This is a genomic window from Bacillus sp. AFS001701, assembly GCF_002559405.1.
Lineage (GTDB): Bacteria > Bacillota > Bacilli > Bacillales > Bacillaceae_G > Gottfriedia.
In genome coordinates this window covers 1-934 of record NZ_NTZO01000465.1, presented here as the reverse complement: position 1 = coordinate 934, position 934 = coordinate 1, and the positions used below count along the sequence as shown (strand labels likewise).

Sequence of the window (934 nt, the reverse complement as noted above, 5' to 3'; positions counted from 1 at the left end):
AAAAAAAAGGCCTTATTAGACCTATTTCTTTTTACGGAATATTTTTTGGAAAAAATTCAATTCTTGATATTCTTTAATTTCTTGCATCAATCTCACACCTTCCATTAAAGTGCGGTCACGATCAAAAGATGTTTTTCTATCTTCTTCTGCTCTTATTGACTCTTCTTCAAGTCTTTTTGAAAGCTTCGAAACTTCTTCTGAAGTACTCGAAACACTTGATGATAGTTTCAGAAAGTCTTCTGAACTGTTCGAAAGCGCTAAAGCAATAGTTTCCATTTGTTGTTGAGGAATTAATGAAGTAGCTGCTATTTGCTTCATAACCTCGGTTGTAACCTCATTCTTTATTTCATTCCTAATCTCATTCCGAATTTCAAGCTTCATTTGTTCTTTAAATGCTTCAAATGATTGCAAAGCTATTTGAACTTCTTTAAGAGTAGTAATCGCTTCATTTTGTGACATCTGTGGGATCGTCGGCTGAACTGCTGGAGGTTGTGGTTCCGAATCAGTTCCGAGCGTCTCGGAATGCTTTTGCAACAAGTCTTTAATCATCGTTATGCTAACATTCTTGTCACGCATTTCTTTGATTTTATTAATAATGTCAATTTCAAAATCAGTATAGTACCTATTGTTTCGTTCATCTCTTGGGACAACAAATACGCCTTCTAAATCTCTTTCCCATTGGCGAATGGTTCCTTGAGGTACCTTAGTACGTTCTTGAACTTCTTTTATTGTGTATGCTTTCATAAATTGCCCTTCCATTTTCAACCCCCCTTTCGATTAAATCGGACGTTCCGAGCGTTTCGGAGGTAAGTTCCGAATGCTTGAAAATAAAAGACTTCCTCTTTATACCTTAAATTTCTCTCTTAAATCAAATTATACCTTTATAAAATTTTGAATCTACTAATTGTTCAGAGGTGCTTCTGATTAAATCGGA

General features: G+C 35.0%; 1 protein-coding gene. It reads right to left on the bottom strand.

What is annotated here, in order from left to right:
* Positions 1–21: 21 nt before the first annotated feature.
* A complete protein-coding gene (locus CN514_RS21160; RefSeq protein ID WP_098234276.1) occupies positions 22–759 on the bottom strand; it encodes a MerR family transcriptional regulator in 738 nt (245 codons plus the stop codon).
* Positions 760–934: the final 175 nt, after the last annotated feature.

What these genes read in the sequence shown, in the direction of transcription:
- CN514_RS21160 (WP_098234276.1), bottom strand. Translation starts at nt 759, where the DNA reads ATGGAAGGGCAATTTATGAAAGCATACACAATAAAAGAAGTTCAAGAA.